The sequence below is a fragment of the Altericista sp. CCNU0014 genome (assembly GCF_044923475.1).
Taxonomy (GTDB): Bacteria; Cyanobacteriota; Cyanobacteriia; order Thermosynechococcales; family Thermosynechococcaceae; genus JAAURS01.
Genome location: NZ_CP137338.1, coordinates 240312 through 257503 on the forward strand (window position 1 = coordinate 240312; position 17192 = coordinate 257503).

Annotated in this window: 14 protein-coding genes and 1 pseudogene; 6 read left to right on the top strand and 9 right to left on the bottom strand. The window is 48.4% G+C overall.

Going from position 1 to position 17192, the window contains the following annotated elements:
* Nucleotides 1–18 precede the first annotated feature (18 nt).
* Both R6H26_RS01255 and R6H26_RS01260 read right to left on the bottom strand, forming a co-directional pair.
* Nucleotides 19–939, bottom strand: coding sequence for an Rpn family recombination-promoting nuclease/putative transposase (locus R6H26_RS01255; protein WP_404787637.1), 921 nt, complete (start codon nucleotides 937–939; stop codon nucleotides 19–21).
* Between the two features lie 95 nt (nucleotides 940–1034).
* Complete coding sequence (locus R6H26_RS01260) at nucleotides 1035–2003, bottom strand: isopenicillin N synthase family dioxygenase (RefSeq protein ID WP_404787638.1); 969 nt, start codon at nucleotides 2001–2003, stop codon at nucleotides 1035–1037.
* A gap of 319 nt (nucleotides 2004–2322) precedes the next feature.
* On the opposite strand from R6H26_RS01260, the gene R6H26_RS01265 reads away from it, so the two are divergent.
* The 3 genes from R6H26_RS01265 to R6H26_RS01275 all read left to right on the top strand — a co-directional run bounded on the left by R6H26_RS01265 (nucleotide 2323) and on the right by R6H26_RS01275 (nucleotide 5254).
* The gene (locus R6H26_RS01265; RefSeq protein WP_404787640.1) at nucleotides 2323–3744 is read left to right on the top strand and encodes a tetratricopeptide repeat protein; all 1422 of its coding nucleotides are present in this window, start codon (nucleotides 2323–2325) and stop codon (nucleotides 3742–3744) included.
* 70 nt (nucleotides 3745–3814) lie between these two features.
* The gene (locus tag R6H26_RS01270) at nucleotides 3815–4447 is read left to right on the top strand and encodes a Uma2 family endonuclease (protein ID WP_404787641.1); all 633 of its coding nucleotides are present in this window, start codon (nucleotides 3815–3817) and stop codon (nucleotides 4445–4447) included.
* A gap of 192 nt (nucleotides 4448–4639) precedes the next feature.
* On the top strand, nucleotides 4640–5254 hold the full coding sequence (locus R6H26_RS01275; protein WP_404787643.1) for a macro domain-containing protein: 615 nt from the start codon (nucleotides 4640–4642) through the stop codon (nucleotides 5252–5254).
* 109 nt (nucleotides 5255–5363) lie between these two features.
* Here the strand turns inward: R6H26_RS01275 and R6H26_RS01280 are convergent, their stop codons facing one another.
* Nucleotides 5364–5615 (bottom strand): hypothetical protein, encoded by a 252-nt coding sequence (locus tag R6H26_RS01280; RefSeq protein ID WP_404791169.1) that lies wholly within the window; start codon nucleotides 5613–5615, stop codon nucleotides 5364–5366.
* A 390-nt stretch (nucleotides 5616–6005) separates the two neighbouring features.
* Nucleotides 6006–8615 (bottom strand): annotated as a pseudogene (locus tag R6H26_RS01285) (valine--tRNA ligase); the annotation flags it as partial.
* A 287-nt stretch (nucleotides 8616–8902) separates the two neighbouring features.
* Between R6H26_RS01285 and R6H26_RS01290 the strand changes: the two are divergent.
* The 3 genes from R6H26_RS01290 (at nucleotide 8903) to rpmA (ending at nucleotide 11664) form a co-directional block, all read left to right on the top strand.
* A complete protein-coding gene (locus tag R6H26_RS01290; protein ID WP_404787645.1) occupies nucleotides 8903–10627 on the top strand; it encodes an iron uptake porin in 1725 nt (574 codons plus the stop codon).
* A 368-nt stretch (nucleotides 10628–10995) separates the two neighbouring features.
* Nucleotides 10996–11334, top strand: coding sequence for a 50S ribosomal protein L21 (gene rplU, locus R6H26_RS01295; RefSeq protein WP_404787647.1), 339 nt, complete (start codon nucleotides 10996–10998; stop codon nucleotides 11332–11334).
* 57 nt (nucleotides 11335–11391) lie between these two features.
* The gene (rpmA, locus tag R6H26_RS01300; RefSeq protein ID WP_404787649.1) at nucleotides 11392–11664 is read left to right on the top strand and encodes a 50S ribosomal protein L27; all 273 of its coding nucleotides are present in this window, start codon (nucleotides 11392–11394) and stop codon (nucleotides 11662–11664) included.
* Between the two features lie 118 nt (nucleotides 11665–11782).
* Here the strand turns inward: rpmA and R6H26_RS01305 are convergent, their stop codons facing one another.
* The 5 genes from R6H26_RS01305 to R6H26_RS01325 form a co-directional block, all read right to left on the bottom strand.
* On the bottom strand, nucleotides 11783–12232 hold the full coding sequence (locus R6H26_RS01305) for a hypothetical protein (RefSeq protein ID WP_404787651.1): 450 nt from the start codon (nucleotides 12230–12232) through the stop codon (nucleotides 11783–11785).
* A gap of 359 nt (nucleotides 12233–12591) precedes the next feature.
* Nucleotides 12592–13848 carry an oligosaccharide flippase family protein gene (locus R6H26_RS01310; RefSeq protein ID WP_404787652.1) on the bottom strand — a complete coding sequence of 419 codons (1257 nt, stop codon included), beginning with the start codon at nucleotides 13846–13848 and terminating at the stop codon, nucleotides 12592–12594.
* Nucleotides 13849–13908: 60 nt separating this feature from the next.
* Nucleotides 13909–14880 (bottom strand): glycosyltransferase family 2 protein, encoded by a 972-nt coding sequence (locus tag R6H26_RS01315; protein WP_404787654.1) that lies wholly within the window; start codon nucleotides 14878–14880, stop codon nucleotides 13909–13911.
* A 43-nt stretch (nucleotides 14881–14923) separates the two neighbouring features.
* Nucleotides 14924–15796, bottom strand: a complete 873-nt coding sequence (locus tag R6H26_RS01320) for a class I SAM-dependent methyltransferase (RefSeq protein ID WP_404787656.1) — start codon at nucleotides 15794–15796, stop codon at nucleotides 14924–14926.
* 104 nt (nucleotides 15797–15900) lie between these two features.
* Nucleotides 15901–17187, bottom strand: a complete 1287-nt coding sequence (locus tag R6H26_RS01325) for an O-antigen ligase family protein (protein WP_404787658.1) — start codon at nucleotides 17185–17187, stop codon at nucleotides 15901–15903.
* Nucleotides 17188–17192 lie beyond the last annotated feature (5 nt).

Below are 17192 nucleotides of genomic sequence, written 5' to 3' on the forward strand. Positions count from 1 at the left end.
GAAAGGCTAGGGCGATAGTTACGCACCAAGAGTCCGCAGCCAATTAAACAGGTCATCGGGTTTCGAAAAATCCAGTAGCGCCTCGCCCAGAGATTCTAACTGCGATAAAGATAATGCTTGAACCTGCAATCGTAGATTGGGGGTCAAGTCCCCGATTCGGCGCGCAAGTTGACGAAGAATAAGAGATTGGGCTTCTTCTAGCTTGCCTTCTAGCTTGCCTTCTAGCTTGCCTTCTAGCTTGCCTTTGAGCATTCCTTTGAGCATTCCTGCTTGTTCCCCCTCTTGCAGCAACTCTTGATACCAGGGCGACTCTCGTAATACCGTCATGTCCCACCTCATAATTTGCCGTACCAGTTCTGTATCCAGCACAAAACTGGCGAAGAATCCTAGCAACGATTCTAACTCAACCAATTCTTCGTTTTGTTGCAATTGAACTAAAGCACGATTTACAGTCTGCGGATCTCCGCCATTTTTGAGAATTGGGACGAAAGGGAGTAATGCCTCCAGCGATCGCTCAAACACCATTTCGGCCTCTACTTCCCACAGGTTAATGACGCAGTAATCCTGACGGGATTGAAGCCCTAAAAAATTAGATTCAAAGCGATTACGGACAACCGCCGTCGAAGAGGGCGGCAAAATATTGATCAAGACCGGAAACACTGGCAATCCATATTTTTCTTGAGCGAGTGCTGTGTAGGCTCTCATTCTCAGGGGCAGTTTGTCGGAGTATCGCAATTGCAGCTCATTGAGGATCAAAAACTCCCCATGCGCAGGGCTATACGCTTTCATGAGCACATCATTTTCACGACTCACCCACTGAAATTCGGAGCCGAGAATCTCCAGCGCGACGACATCGGGCTGTTGCGTGACCCATTGCGCCCAAGCATCGGGCGCTAAACTCAACAGACGCTTTCCGCCAATATCTGAAACTTTTGCCACGTATTGAATCCTTTTAGATAGAAGCGAAATCGTGTTTTTGCCGATTACATCGGCCTTGCGCCAACACCCAGGCCGCTTTCCTGCACTAGTGGATGTTAAGTCTTGCCTGCCGTCGCGACCGTCGTTTGTCGATACATTTCGACAATGTGCTCTCCAGCCGTAATCGGCGCATACTTGGGCGGATTGTGCGCGCTTTGACAGGTGGGCAGGCATTCCACCACTGCATGGTAGTTGATATCCCAAAAAAACGGAATCGAGTACCGCTCCTGCCCAGAGCGATTGATGACCCGGTGAGGGGTCGATTGATAGAAGTCATTGGTCCACCGTGCCATCATGTCCCCCAGGTTGATAACAAACGTTCCTGGAATTGGCTTGGCTGGAATCCACTCTCCCTCGGGGGTGCAAACTTCCAATCCGCCTGCTCGATCTTGGAGCAGAATAGTCAGAAATCCCCAGTCTGTATGAGTGCCGCATCCATACTCGTCGGATTGCGCTTGGGCCGGATGGGGCGGGTAGTGCAGCAGTCGCAGGATGGGCATGGGGTTGTCCATCAAAGGGTCGAAGTAATGTTCGTCTAAGTCCAGGGAAAGGGCCAGCCCGCAGGCTAACTGACGCGCCAGATCGATCGCGGCGGCAAAGTATTCCTCTAGGTGCGATCGCCACCCCGGTGAGTTCGAAGGCCACAGGTTGGCCCCGTGATTCGGCAACCCTGCCCGCACGAGCGGATCGTCGGGGCTGCGATCGATGCCCATGTAGAAGCTTTCTTTGAGATCGGGTTGGGCGTCGATATCTAAGCTTTGGGCTTTAAGGGGATCGTAGCCCCGCGAAATGCTGGAATGGACGGAGGAAACCTCGGCTTTGACCGCCAGCGGCAGATCGAAAAATCGCTTGGCTTCTGCGAAGGTTTGGGCAATCAGGCTCTCGGATACACCGTGATTGGCAATGTAGAAAAATCCGGCATTGCGACTCGCCTGCCGAATTTGCTCGGCTACCGCTTTGCGATCGCCCAAATCCTTTGAGCGCAAGCCTCCAATATCAATAATGGGAATGCTTGAAAAAGCCATATTTCTGCCAAGATGCACTCAATTCACCTAGTGAAACATAGAATGTCCGGTTATTTGGTGTCGCAGCGCAACATTTCAACTCGTACAAACGCGATTATCTCGGCCTAAAGCGCTCTTTTTGTACAAATATCGTATATTTTGAGAAGCCATGTAAAATAAAAATTTAGGGAACCATACTCTACGAGAAAGCCGATGTAACATTTCAACTCGTGCAAATGTGATTATCTCGGTCTAAAGCACTCTTTTTGTACAAATATCGTATATTTTGAGAAGCCATGTAAAATAAAAATTTGGGGAACCATACTCTACGAGAAAGCCGATGTTTGTAAAACAATCTTGGATAATGGGTTCTTTATTAATTCTAAATCTAACAGGAATCACTCAAACGTCGCCGAGCGTGGTAGCTGCAACTCCAGACGAAAAGTCAATCCCATCGCAAACAGATTCTGTCGGTAAGCCAGCGGCTGAGGTCCAACCAAAACCAGACGCTAAGCCGAAATTGCTTCCCAGTCAAAAACCTAAGTCTCCTGAGAAACCAGCAGCTCAGGTCGAACCAAAGCCAAGTACCGATCCTAAAAAACTGCCCAGTAAAAAACTGGATTCCGTGGCTAAGCCTGCAGCCAAATCCGAGCCAAAACCCGAAGTCAAACTGCGTCAGAAAGTTGCGGCACTATTCCAAAAAGGGGTCAAGCAGTACGGCAAAAGTGATTTTAAAGGTGCGATCGCCACGCTCACCGAAGCCTTGACCCTCGCGCCAAACGATGCCAAAACCAGCCCCAAGATTTTGTACTACCGCGCCCTTTCTCATTCAGCGCTCAAAGACTACAATTCTGCCATTTCGGACCTAACCGCAGCACTGGAGGCCGATCCTAAATGGGCGGAATTATACGTGCAGCGGGGGCTTGCCAAAACAGCCCTACAAGACTCGTCCGGTGCCGCTCGAGATTATGACGAAGCCATCCGAGTCGATCCAAAGGCTGCGACGGCCTATCTCCAGCGCGGGCTGATCCGCACCCAAAACGCAGACCATAACGGTGCGATTGCCGATTTTGACCGCGTCATCGCCCTCAACCCGAGATCTGCCGTGGCCCATACCTTTCGCGGGAATTCGCGCATGGCCTTAGGGCAAAATGCAGCGGCGGTCAAAGACTACGACAGGGCGATCGCGCTCGATCCTGGCTATGCAACGGCCTACAACCATCGCGGCATTGCTTTGGAGGCGTTGGGTAAAAAGCAAGATGCATCCAAAAGCTACGAGAAGGCCGCAAAGCTCAACCCTCAGTCGGCAGCAGCCATTAATAATCGAGCCATTGACGCTATGGCAAAGGGAGACTTCAAAACTGCCCTTTCTCAATTCACCAAAGCCCTTCAGATTAATCCTCAATTTGCACCAGCCTATAACAATCGCGGGATGGTACAGGTCGCGATGGGGGATTTGGACGCAGCCGTACTGGACTACTCTAAATCCATCGAACTCAATCCTAAGGATGCAGCGGTATTCGTAAATCGAGCCATTGCCTACGTTGCGTTGGATAAGCCCGATGCGGCGATCGCCGATTACACCTCGGCCCTCGATTTAGACCCCAATAATGCAAGGGCCTATCACGGTCGCGGCATGGCCCGCATTGCAATGAAAGGGGATGCAAGCGAGATCCAATCCGATCTCAAAAAGGCGGTAGATCTCTATCAAAAACAAGGCGATCGCAAACAGGCTACGGCTGTTCGAGAGCTGCTCGAGTAGCGATCTTTCCGCTCCCTAGGTTTATTTCCTACACTAGACATAGCGTCGAAACGTCACTCAAGGTTCAGTCATGGTTGCCGAGTTAAATCGCGCAGATCGAGTCTTGCTGCATAACATTACTTGGGAGCAGTACGAAGGTTTTCTAGAGGATTTAGGCGATCGCCCCTCGGCCCGCATCGCCTACGACAACGGCACCTTAGAAATTATGACCCCCCTCCCAGAACACGAGCACTTCAAAGAAGTTATTAGCACTGCGGTAGAGGATGCGGCGGAAGAACTGGAGATAGACTACGAAAGCTACGGTTCCGCTACTTGGCGCGAGCGTGTAAAGCTGGCTGGGGTTGAACCGGACAACTGTTTTTATTTTCAACACGAAGCCGTCGTCAGAGGCAGGCTCGACCTTGACTTAAGCCGAGGCGACCCGCCCCCCGACTTGGTTTTAGAAATCGACATGACCAGCAAATCCCTCAATCGGTTTCCCCTTTATGCCCGATTGGGCGTGCCGGAGATTTGGTGCTATGACGATGGATCGCTGAATATTTACCATCTGCAAGAGAGTGAGTACGTCAAAGCGCCGATCAGTTTGGCTTTGCCCCAACTCCCGGTGCAAGAACTACCTTCATTAATTGAAGCCCATCGAGCAGAGGGGCGACGAGCGATTCGTCGAGCAGTACGGGAATGGGCTAGGCGATACAAGTCATAAAGCCCTGGTTACTGTGCTGGGAATTGAGTCATGATTGAGCGCTACTGCTGCGGAATGCGATTCTGGTTTTGCTGCTCAAATAGCGTGGGCTGTTTATTGGCTGCAGTTTCCCGTCTCGGTCCATCAATCCCCTCAAGCCGCTCTTTTTTGAAAAATGTGGCAGCTTTTCATGAAAGTGAGATAGCCTGAGCTATGCACTTTCCTAGACATGTCAACCCATTTCAACTCATTCTTGTTGCACCAGACCCATCTCTATTTGCTGCTTTTCAAGAGCAATTTTCGCAGTTTGCAAATGTTTCAATATTCGGAGAGCACTTCGAGTGGATCTCGACCTTTGACTGTTTGGTCAGTCCTGCTAACTCATTCGGCATGATGGATGGTGGGATAGATGCTGCGATTACTCGGTTTTTTGGACTGTCTCTAGAGCGCAGGGTCAAAGAACGAATCCTTGAAGACTATCTAGGCGAACAGCCCGTTGGCACGTCGTTCATCATCGAAACGGGACATCCCAAGCATCCTTTCCTTGCCCATACGCCAACGATGCGCATTCCGATGTCAATTAAAGGGACAGATGTTCCCTACGTGGCAATGTGGGCAATGCTTCTGGCAATTCGGCAGCACAATCGAACGCATCAACGAACGATTGAGAGTGTGGTCTGCCCTGGACTGGGCACAGGTATTGGTCAAGTTCCCTGCTCTGAAGCTGCTCGGCAGATGGCGATCGCCTACGACCACTTTCTGTATCCGCCCAAGGCGATCACTACCTTTGTTGCTGCATCCAGACAACTCCAGATTTGGGAAGGCTAAGATTGGCCAGTTTGGGAAAATTATTGACTATCTGCCTTAAGTGCTGAAGATATCGAAACCTTTGAACGCGAGGCGATCGGCAAGGCTCAGTCTAAGAATACCCATGTATTTAGAGGCGGGCCAGGCGATCGCGCAAAATCTCCGTCTGCTTCTGGGCCTCGGCTAGCGTATCTCGCGCGCCTTGAACCACTTCCGGGGGCGCTTGATCGACAAACTTTTGGTTTTGCAGACGGCCTTGGAAAGACTGCACTTCTTTCTCCGCCTTCGCCAGATCTTTTTCCAGCTTGGCGCGGAGGGCTTCAATATCGATTACCCCCGCTAAGGGAATCAGCACCTGGACAGTTCCCGTCACGCCCACCATCGTTTGCTTCAGATCGTCTTCGATGATCGCAGCCGTCAGGGTCAGGTCCGAAACCTTCGCCAAGTCCTTGATGTAGTCTTGTCCGTTGGTTAGGGCGAGCCGTTCGCGATCGCTTTCGCTTTGCAGCGTCACTGCAATCGGCAGGCCGGGTTTGATATTGGCTTCCTGACGCAGATTGCGAATCGTGCGGATGGTATCGATAATCAACTCAAACTGTGCTGCAATATCTAAGGTCGCAGGTGCCGTCGTTGCAATGAGTTCGCGATCGGAGGTTTTAATAGCCCGCAACCGCTGAAGTGCAAGTACGGCAGTATTGTCTTCTAACACTTCCGAAGCTTTAGGAGAAGTATCGTTCGAGCCATCGCGAATGGATTTGATTATTTTGTCCTTCTCTTGGCTGACAGAACGGGTGAAGGCTTGACGGCGATCGCTCCAGAGCAGGTTCTTATAAATAAATTGCCCTAAATAAAACAGCCCAAACAGCTCCAGAGCATTTTCGACAAAGGGGATAGCGTTGAGGGTACTCAGCACCCCATCCAAAATATTTACCCCAATCACCGCAACAAACACCACCAGTCCAATGACCAAAACGGACTGATACTGTAAAACCCATTGGAGCAGTTTTTCTGGCTCTGCTAAAAACGTGAGGATATCTGGCTTAGGGGGCGCAGAGGATTTGGTCTGAGAGGGTAAAGACCTCGCGGATTCAGCGACATCTGGCTCCGGTTTCTCCCAGGGGTCGTCCAGGCTAATCTGGACAACGGGTGCCGTCACCTCAGGGTAAGGCTGGAGGGCCAAAAAGCGATCGTCCGTCGATTGGGTGAGGCTGTGCCAAATTTCCTCCGTGACGTGGGGCATAAACGGATGCAAGAGCTTGAGGGTTCCCTCTAGGACATAGGCAAGCGTCTGCTGGGCCGCAAGGCGAGAGGGGCTGTCGTCTTGGCGCAGGCGGGGTTTGACTAACTCAATGTACCAGTCACAAAAGTCGCCCCAAATAAATTCGTAGAGGTTTTTGGCCGCTTCGCCGAGTCCGTAGTTGTCAATGGAAGATCGCGTTTGGGACACGAGGCGCTCGTACTTTTCTAAAATCCAGCGATCGGCCAGTTCCAGCTTGTCGCGCTCGGGTGCGCCCAACTGAGCGGGGGATTGCCCCTTGAGGTTCATCATCACAAATCGAGAGGCATTCCAGAGCTTATTGGCAAAGTTACGGGATGCTTCTACAGATTTGGATTCGTCGGTTTCGCGGTTGTATTCCAAGCTAATATCTTGGCCCGCTCCCGCCACTTCTCTAATTAGGGTGTAGCGCAGAGCATCGGTGCCGTATTTAGCAATCAAAAGCAGCGGGTCGATGCCGTTGTTAGAAGACTTGGACATCTTCTTGCCGTTTTCGTCCCGCACCAGGCCGTGGATGTAGACATCCTTAAAGGGAATCTCTCCCGTAAAGTGGGAGGCCATCAGCGCCATCCGCGCCACCCAGAAAAAGATGATGTCAAATCCAGTAACCAGGGTGGTGGTGGGGTAGTAAAAGCTCAAATCTTCGGTTTGCTCCGGCCAGCCGAGGGTCGAGAACGGCCACAATCCTGACGAGAACCAGGTGTCCAACACGTCTGGATCTTGCTGGATTTTGACGCCATCGCCAAACTGGGCAACGGCCTTTTCCCACGCCTCCCCTTCAGATTTTGCCACCACAAAGGGCGTGTTGTCGCGAATCTCGCCCTCGGTTTCGCTGATGGCGTACCAGGCCGGAATCTGATGTCCCCACCACAATTGACGCGAAATACACCAGTCTTTCAGGTTCACTAGCCAGTCGCGGTATACCTTGGTCCATCGCTCCGGCACGAAGCGAGGGGATTGTTCTTCATCCAAGAACGCCAGCGTCTTTTGGGCGATCGCCTCAACCTTGACAAACCACTGTGTCGAAATCAGCGGTTCCACGGGGACTTTCCCGCGATCGCTGTAGGGCACCGTATGCTTGTAGTCTTCAGTTTTGACCAACACCCCTTCGTTTTGGAGCCAGTCAATCACTTCCTTGCGGGCATCAAATCGGTCTAGCCCTTCAAACGGCCCACCATTTTCGTTGAGAGTGCCATCTTTGTTGAGGATATTAATAAAGGGTAAATTGTGACGCTGACCCATGGCAAAGTCGTTGAGGTCATGGGCAGGAGTCACTTTGACACAACCCGTCCCAAAGGCCGGATCCACGAGCTCATCCCCAAAAATGGGGATCTCCCGATCCATGATGGGCAGCTTGAGGGTTTTGCCGATGAGGTGTTTGTAGCGATCGTCCTGGGGATTCACCGCGACACCTGTATCGCCCAGCATGGTTTCAGGACGGGTGGTGGCAACCTCAACGTATCCCGAGCCATCGGTGAGGGGATAGCGGAAATGCCACAGATGTCCGTCTACTTCTTTGTTTTCAACTTCAAGGTCGGATACCGCTGACTGACTGGCAGGGCACCAGTTCACCATATAGTTGCCGCGATAGATCAGCCCTTCGTCATAAAAACGCACGAAGGCTTCCAGAACCGCTTTGGACAATCCCTCATCCAGCGTGAAGCGCTCGCGGCTCCAGTCTACAGATACCCCCAAGCGCCGGAGCTGATTTACGATCGTTCCGCTGGATTCCGCTTTCCAGGCCCACGCTCGCTCTAGATAGGCATCCCGCCCGATCTGCTGGCGCGTTGTTCCCTCTGCCTTCAGCTTGTTGTCCATGACGGTGCTGACGGCAATGCTGGCGTGGTCGGTGCCGGGGAGCCATAGGGTATTGCGCCCAATCATGCGGTGATAGCGCACCAGCGTATCGATGAGGGCGCTCTCAAAGGCGTGACCCATGTGCAGACTGCCCGTGACGTTGGGAGGCGGAATCACAACGCAGTAGGGTTCTCCTCCCTTCGATGGATCGGCTTGAAAGGCATGGTTTTGTTCCCAAGCGGCTTGCCATTTAGCTTCCGTGGCGCTGGGTTCGTACTGGCTGGAAAGGGCGGGGAGGGTTTCAGTCATAAAGCAATGGGATCGCGTTCAAAGGATTGAGACTACTGAACAACGGGCAAAATAAAACGGTATTAATCACTCCAATACTAAACCTTTGAGGTGGATTGAGTCCTATTGTATTGACATCCTGAAGAGGGTTGCGCCAAGAAAAACAATGTACCTTAACCTACCCTTGGTTTCGATTGCAGACATTTGATGTTATTGTATAATGTGGATCTTCTTGAGAAGATCTATCAATAGCGAACTGTTTGAAAGTTTTTAGAGCGGTTCAACTTTTTATCAGGTGTGAGGATTACATGAATTTCAATCAGTCCGCGCTATCTTGGCGCGTTCAGCTATCTTTCTTGGGTCTAGTTGCAAGTAGCTCCTTGTTTTTAACGACTACAGCAAAAGCCAATGACCTCAGCGAGTCTCCAGCTTCGACTTCAGTGCCCACTGCTTCAACAAATTTGTCTGCGGCCCCGCCAGACGATCTGCCCGCAACATTTTCACCCCTCATAACAGATGTCAACAGCACAGATGAAGCCGGACAAGTGACGTCCGTTTCTCAACTCTCTGACGTACAGCCAACGGACTGGGCGTTTCAGGCGTTACAGTCTTTGGTCGAGCGTTATGGCTGTATTGCTGGGTATCCCGACGGCACCTTTCGCGGCAATAGAGCCGCAACGCGTTATGAATTGGCTGCTGCCCTCAATGCTTGCCTCGATCAAATTAGCGATAGGTTTGCCACCAAAGAAGATCTAGCTGCAGTTCAAGCCCTGCAGGAAGAATTTAAGACAGAGCTTGCCACCCTAAAAGGCAGAGTGGATGGGTTAGAGGCCCGCACTAAAACCCTCGAAGCCCAGCAGTTTTCAACCACCACTAAATTGAGCGGGGAAGTCATTTTTGCAGGGGCGCAAACCTTTACAGACAATGACAGAAGAGCCGTCGCTACCGGAACACCAGTAGCCCCGCTCAATTCCCGTTTCTTTTCCGGCTACCGCGCCCGGTTGAACTTCGACACGAGCTTTACGGGTGAAGATAGACTTCGCGTTCGCTTGCAAGCACGGGATGTCGCCAGCGTTAACACCTCTGTTGGCACAAACATGGGACGCCTGAGTTTTGACGGCGGCAACGATGCGACGGCAGGTCAGTTTCAGCTTGACGACTTGTGGTACCGATTCCCGATTGGGAAACAGGCCAGAGTTACGGTCATTGCTAAGTCAGGAGAATTTAACGACTTTGTTGGAGATACCTTCAACCCGTATCTTGCCAGCAGCGGTACCGGAGCGCTTTCCCGCTTTGGTCGCTTCAACCCTATCTACCGTTTTGGAGATAGCTCCGATAGTGCTGGCGTTGTAGCCACCTATAAGTTTAACGACCAATTTGCGGCCACGGTCGGCTACCTAGCGCCCAGACCTACCAATTCTGTCGGACCCAGAGGCGGCCTCTTTGGGGGAACGTATTCGGCACTTGCCCAGCTAGAAGTGAAGCCCACCAAAAATTTGGGGTTTGGCCTAACCTACGTTCATGCGTTTCAAGAAGGGATCGCTGCTGATAACGCGTTACTCGATTTAACTGGCAGCACGGGCAGTGCCCGTGCGCGTCGGCCCTTTGGCAATAACCCCATGGAATCTGACTCGGCAGGGCTTCAATTTAATTGGAAAGCTGCAAAGTGGTTCAATCTATCTGGATGGGCTGGCGTTACCTTTGCCGAGCAGACCAATGCCAATGCCTCTGCAACGGTTCTCAACTGGGCAGTAGCTGCGGCCTTCCCCGATCTCTTTCTCCCAGGCAATTTGGGTGCCATCATTGTGGGTCAAGAACCCAGACTCATCGGCGGTTCTGCAAAGCCAGCCTGCAATACGATTCCACGCGCCGCAGATTGCGGTGCTAATTTCCACATTGAAGGGCTGTATAAGTTCAAGGTCAATGGGAACGTTACTGTCACACCAGGTCTGATCGTGATCGTCAATCCAGAAAACAATGAGTCTAACGGCGTTGAGTTTGTCCCCGTCGTGAGAACGACCTTTACCTTCTAACGGTTTTGTCTGTCGATAATCCATCGATGAGGTAAAGGCATGACTGTGTCATGCCTTTACCTGCTTTAAAGGGCGGACTCTGAGAAAAGAGGGATCCTATGCAACTCGCTCCTCAACTAAAATCTGGCTTTTTAATCTATAAAAGTCATTTCTATGGATTGAATGGGTCATACAGTTTGCGATTCTGCTGCAACCCTGGAAACTTTACAAAATTTGAGGTTGACAATCCACCCCATTATTTTAGAGAATGAGTAACTGGCGCGATTGCGCTCGCTCGGATCGGGTGAACTGACTTTATAAATCTTGGTTATTATCAGCCACGGTTATCGACCAAGTACCCGTACGGCGGAATAAAAATAAGGTGAACTATGGCATACGCAATTATTGAGACGGGCGGCAAGCAGCTCAAAGTGGAACCCGGTCGGTTTTACGATGTTGAGCTGCTTCACGAAGAAGAGGATGCAGCAATCTCCATCGACCAAGTTTTGCTGGTTAGCGATGGCAGCACCGTAACTGTGGGACGACCTTTGGTTGAAGGCGCTGTGGTGGAAGCCACTGTCATGCAGCATCGTCGAGACAAAAAGATTATTGTCTACAAGATGCAGCCCAAAAAGAAAACTCGCAAAAAGCAAGGACACCGTCAAGAACTGACGCGGCTGATGATTAATTCAATTTCCGTTGGCGGCAAGGCCTTAGCAACGGCTTAACCCAAGGCTAGCTCGTCGTGCGATCGAATTATTAGCGTGAAGTAAGGTAAGGAAACAATGGCTCATAAGAAAGGAACAGGCAGTACTCGTAACGGTCGCGACTCAAACGCAAAACGACTGGGTGTCAAAAAGTACGGCGGACAAGTGGTTCGTGCTGGAAACATTATTATTCGGCAGCGCGGGACCAAGGTCCATCCTGGCGAGAACGTCGGTCGCGGTAGCGATGATACGTTGTTCGCATTATCTGATGGCATTGTGACTTTCGAGCGCAAGGGGAAAAGCCGTAAAAAAGTCAGCGTCTATCCTGTTGCTACTCCCGTGACAGCTTAATTTGCTTTCAAAACCAAAAGAATAGAGAGGGGGCGGTGTCATGAATGCATCGACCCCTCTCTTTTTGCACTTAGGATGCCGATCTGGGTCGGATGGGGCAGGAGTTGAATCGCAAGCCTTAAGAAGGACCAGCTAGATCGAGGGGTACCATATTGCATTCAAGAACCTTGCCGAGCATTGGGGCGCTCACCTTCTGAATAATAATGTCTTTGAGTTTAGGGTTCGTTTTTACATCGAGTAATACCTTCCCTACTAAGGAATCTCGATCGGGAGCCTTCGCGCTGGCCTCCTTCATTTTATCGAGCAACGCGATCGCCTCCGGGCAGGTTGAGCTCTGAATTTTTGTCGCTAAGCCATCGCTGATTTGAGTGACGAAGTCCACCAATGTTTCTTCTGGCAGGCCGCTACTAGAAGGGGCGGGCAATACGCTGGGAGAAGGGCTAGGAGAAGGGCTGGGTGACGAGCTGGGAGGTTGTGCAAAAACGATCGTCTGAAGCAAAATTAAACTAATCGTCAGTAATGCATAGAGAAAAATTTTTTTCCAAAGGCGTGTAAAGAAGGCAAGCATAGGTGAATCCTTGAGAATTTTTGTTCTGAATATGGACGTCAATCTCGAGCGAAGGATTTAGCAAGCAAAGATTAGAACGCAAGAGCGAACGAACATGATGGTGCTCGCATCTGCCGAAATTGTAAATTCTGTTGTTCTAGAACGACCGAAGAAAAAATTATAAGTTTGCGGGCTAAAACACCACCATGAGAACATTCTGTCGAGATTGCAGCTCAAACGCAAGCATTTTGAAAAATAAATCAGGAGTACAGGCTAACTTAATAGATTGAATAATGTCCACTCAACCGCCTTGAAGGTTGGCGATTCTCAGTCGCTCGCGTCATGCGGTACGGGTTGATTGAATTGAGAAGCCGCGAGTTTTACGAAACTGCCGATCCAAAAACCTTTCTTGAAGAGAATATTGAGAATAAAATGCTCATCACTAAATGGCACATCAAAACTGCAAAAGCAACCCAATATATCCCAAATTGAACTGCGGATAGAATGCTCAGCGCAAATACAATTGTATAAACAACATCAAAATACAAGGAAAACTCAGGTTTGTTATCAGCATTTAAAAGGACTGAACCCACGAGCTTGAGAGATACTGGAATGACGGAAATGCATATCAATATCAGAAGAGGAATTGCAGGAATCCATTCTTTTCCCATAAGAATAGGTACGTAAAAATGCGATAAAGAAGTCTGAAGGACGACTGCTAAGGAGATGGAAAGCATTATTATTTTGAGATTTTTAAAGTATTCAAGCTTGAATCTCAATCGCTCTACTCTGATACTGCATAAGTGAGGATATAAAGCCCACACAAAGGTATTGACGATATTCATCGTAATGCCAGAACCTGCACTAAACGCAAAATAATAAAGACCTAATTCTTCAACACTTAAAAACTTGCCGATGATTAAATAATCTAAATTGCTTCTTAATCTATTTAAAAGTTCTACGCCAAAAACATTTTTGCTAAAGTTTACTACTTCCTCCCAGCCCTTGAACGTAATTTTTTTGGGTGCTTGCCAGGAAGTTTCTCGAAAATTGACAACCATCCAGATTGAGGTAGAAAAAAACATTGCTAGAGCGATGGCCCATATGCCCATTCCTAAAATAACCAAAACCACTATCGTCAGACTTGCCGTAATCGATTGAGCCGCATGAATTATAGCAATTTCATTCATTCTATTCTCGCGCTGAATTAGAGCGGATTTAATCAAAAATAAAGGAAACAGCAGATATGTCAGCGCGCAAAAGCAGAGCGGCCAAAATAAATCCATGCTCCCAAAAAACTTAGAAATTGGATAAGCCGCCAAGCACTGTATGCAGAATGCAGAAACGCAGGCCATCCAGTTGATCCAATAGGAAGTATCGCAGACTGTTTGGAGAGACTCATCATCTGTCTGTACGATTTTTGCAGTAATTCCGCTGTGAATGAATACAAAAGCAAAGTCAAGAGCTACGTATACGATCGCCATCAAGCCGTATTCATTTTTGCTAAAAAATCTTGGCAAAGTTAAAGTCGTGCCCAGGCGGAAAACGCGGTTGACTAATTCTGCACCGCCTAACCAGCTCATATTGCGAAAGACTTGGCCAGAAACTATTTCTTTTACTTTCGCACTTAACAACATATGACCTTTAAACGACCTGAAGAGTTTATGATTCTATGAATTTAGCTAGAAATTATTCCACTAGTTGGCCTGAGAAACTTGGATCAGCCGTCGGCGAAGGGCGTACATTAAAGATAAGACATACCTGTAAGATTTCACGCCCAACCATTGATTCAGTACGATTAAAAGGGTGAGTTTCCAAAACTCTTTTGACAGAATAATTTTAGGGTATTGGGCGATCGCCTTTCGCTGGAACTCTGCTGCAACCTTAGGTTGAGGAGCGTGACCTTGGAGGGGCTTCCAGGCTAGATTGAGACTCATAAATCCATTGCTTCTCGCCTTCAGGTATTGCATGGAATCGGGAGCCGTACTGAAATTCTTTTCAATTACAATTTGGTAGCTTTGTGCCATGGCCTCCCAGTTTCTAGATGCACTTGAAGGAAGTTGACGGTAGTAGACCAACGGTTCCTTAACAACTTTGAATTCAAAATGCGGGGCCATTCGCAACCATAGATCCCAATCTTCCACGAAGGAGCGTAAATTGCGATCGAACAATCCTACTGTATCAAAACAAGACCGCCGAATCAGCGGAACGCTTCCGCAACCTACAACGTTAAACTCGATTAACTTTTTCCAGACTTTACCTTCATCTTCAGCGCTGAAAAAACGCCCAGTAGGCCGACCGCTCTCATCCATGAGTGCGGTCCAAGTATAAACTAATCCCGCATTGGCAAACCGATCTAGAAGCTGAACTTGCTTTTCTAACTTGGTGGGATGCCAAAGATCGTCTGCATCCAAAAGTGCAATGTAGTCTCCCTGCGCGTTCTGGATACCAGTATTTCGAGCACCCGAAAGTCCTTGATTGGCCTGAGAAATTAATTTGATTTTGGGATGGTTGAGGTTGGCAACCCAAGTTTCTACATCATCAGTACTACCATCATTGACAATGATGACATCGTAATCTTGAAAAGTTTGCTGTAAAACAGTTTCCACGGTTTCGGGCAAATACTTCATTGCATTATAGGCAGGAATAATAATAGAAACTACAGGCATGCATTTTTACCTTAAAAGCTACGATCGTAGAAGTTATTGCGTTTTATTTTTGAGCGACTAAAATAACTCCTAAAAGTGCTCTTACAGGAAGAAAATTTCCGATCCAGTAACGTAGTTTAGATGGGACTTTATCGAGGATATACTCGCCAATTAATGCCAAAAACCTAGGTACTTTAAGGTAAACTCCTTTCCCTCCTGCATAGGTCGTTATTTTTGAGAATCCAACTGTTAAGAACAAATCGTATAGTTCCTGATTGGTATATTCCTTTAAATGAAAGCCCGTTGCAACTGGATCGAAATATTTAGAAATGTCGTGAGGTCCTGCCAGCCGATTTGGTGTGATACAGATATAAGACCCGCCTGGCTGCAGGCAACGATATAAATCTTGAAGCTGCTCGTACGCATCTTCAGGATGTAGATGTTCCATAAGCTGATTGCTATAGGCTATGGAGATCGAATTTTCTTCTGCAGGGACGTCACATCCACTTGAAATAATTAGCTCAAAATTGTCTGGCATTTTAGCGTTTTTTGTGATTTCTGGCGAGACATCAACCGCATAAACCTTCTTAACGTCCTCGGCCACCTTAAACGAAAATTGACAGTCCCCAGGACCCACTTCCAGAAACACGGTATCTGGATGGAGGTAGCGCTTTACCAAATTCATCTTGCGTTGAACTTCTACACGAGAAGCTTCTGCATCCATTTTTCGGGTAATTTGGGGATGATGGGTAATTTCTCGAAAAAGTTTATCGTACAGAGACCGATAGAGATGGCGCCGTTCGTGTTGTTGAGCCTGGAGCAAGTGAGCTGCTAAATCCTTCTCCAAAAGATAGTGTTCTGTGATTTGTTCTGGACTCCTGTTATCGCCTTTTACTGCTCTAATTTTTGTGGGTTTTTTTGAGCGATTTAAATTCATTGGCTTATGTTGACTAGATGGAACGAAGAACACACTAGGGGGAATGAGAAGAAGCAGGTTTAAAGATGGTTAGTCAAAAAAAACGACAGATTTATATTAGCCTTTTATGGATTGTAAAAAGCATATTTTACCTCATGGGACTTTATGCTTTTTTCCTTAAAAGCAATGCCTAAAATTATCAAGCCCGGCCAATATAGATAAGCAAGAGTGTCAATATTGTCTACAGTAGAAAACACTAAAAGCACGCACAGAATGCAGATTCCAACAACTGCATGTTTGTGAGTACCTACCTTGGTAATAAGATCGAAGAAGCTCCACAGGAAAGCGATCGCTAAGGGAATTGCTGCGACTAAGCCATAAGCATACAGAACGCCATACCAGGTTTGATGAGAGCCGATACCGCGAAACCCAACCGAAGCGGGGCCATTTTCTGACATTGTTCCATGTCCCCAAATCGGAGATTCTTTCCATCCATCTAAAGCAAGCTGTTTTAACATATCTCTAGCCTTGGTCGACCCTCCTCGGTAGTCTTTTACCTTCGAAGCAAAGTCATCAATTGCATTTTTGATTTCAGTGAAAAAGATACTTCCGCTGAATAAGCTGCCTGAGAAGATAAACATTGCCCAAGGGTTTGTAAGACCGGACAAAATCCAACTCAAAAGGGGAATTAATGGCAAGCAAACAATTGCAGCTCGTGAAACAGAACTGATTGCTAAGGAAGCAGCACCTGCCATCCCTAAAATCTTAAACTTCTTATCTTTTTCTTGCATGCACAAACAGAAAAAAATATCTCCTACTAGTCCTAATGCAGGCGGCCAGGGGGCTATCATCTGAAGCCGTTTTTCACTGACATCAATGACGGCGCCGAATATTTTGACGTTGTAGTAAAGCGTTCCTCCTCCAAATTTTGCAAGGGGTGAAATATATGAATAGTTGTAAGAATCAAATACATAGGATAGCAATGTAAATATGGCGACGAGAATGAGACTTTGTATGCAAAATATGCAGATTGCGCGATAAATAAGCTGAGGGCGTATGTCTAAATGACCGATCGCGGGAAACAGCGCGAGCAGAGCAAAGGTTTTAAACCAGCGATTCACTAACGTAAACGCTATTTTTGAATAGGGTAGGTCCGCTCCTATCCCGCCGACTACTGCGGCGATCGCAACGATAACCATGCAACCCAACCAGACCCAAGCCGGCAGAGAGAGGCATATTCTGTCTTCTTCCGGGGTGTAAGGGGTCTGCAACCACCACTTTCTCAAGAGGTATAACGACAAAAATAGAGCCAGTAGCGGGGCAAAAAGGTAAAGTCCGCCAATATAATAAATCGCGTAAGTACTAAGAATATAGTACCAAATGAGTTTTTCTGGCAGATTTCGAGGCTTCATGAATC

Coding starts and splice junctions, on each gene's coding strand:
- R6H26_RS01315 (WP_404787654.1), bottom strand. CDS start 14,880: ATGCCTGTAGTTTCTATTATTATTCCTGCCTATAATGCAATGAAGTAT.
- rpmA (WP_404787649.1), top strand. CDS start 11,392: ATGGCTCATAAGAAAGGAACAGGCAGTACTCGTAACGGTCGCGACTCA.
- R6H26_RS01325 (WP_404787658.1), bottom strand. CDS start 17,187: ATGAAGCCTCGAAATCTGCCAGAAAAACTCATTTGGTACTATATTCTT.
- R6H26_RS01270 (WP_404787641.1), top strand. CDS start 3,815: ATGGTTGCCGAGTTAAATCGCGCAGATCGAGTCTTGCTGCATAACATT.
- R6H26_RS01260 (WP_404787638.1), bottom strand. CDS start 2,003: ATGGCTTTTTCAAGCATTCCCATTATTGATATTGGAGGCTTGCGCTCA.
- R6H26_RS01320 (WP_404787656.1), bottom strand. CDS start 15,796: ATGAATTTAAATCGCTCAAAAAAACCCACAAAAATTAGAGCAGTAAAA.
- R6H26_RS01280 (WP_404791169.1), bottom strand. CDS start 5,615: ATGGTGGGCGTGACGGGAACTGTCCAGGTGCTGATTCCCTTAGCGGGG.
- R6H26_RS01290 (WP_404787645.1), top strand. CDS start 8,903: ATGAATTTCAATCAGTCCGCGCTATCTTGGCGCGTTCAGCTATCTTTC.
- R6H26_RS01310 (WP_404787652.1), bottom strand. CDS start 13,848: ATGTTGTTAAGTGCGAAAGTAAAAGAAATAGTTTCTGGCCAAGTCTTT.
- R6H26_RS01265 (WP_404787640.1), top strand. CDS start 2,323: ATGTTTGTAAAACAATCTTGGATAATGGGTTCTTTATTAATTCTAAAT.
- rplU (WP_404787647.1), top strand. CDS start 10,996: ATGGCATACGCAATTATTGAGACGGGCGGCAAGCAGCTCAAAGTGGAA.
- R6H26_RS01275 (WP_404787643.1), top strand. CDS start 4,640: ATGCACTTTCCTAGACATGTCAACCCATTTCAACTCATTCTTGTTGCA.
- R6H26_RS01305 (WP_404787651.1), bottom strand. CDS start 12,232: ATGCTTGCCTTCTTTACACGCCTTTGGAAAAAAATTTTTCTCTATGCA.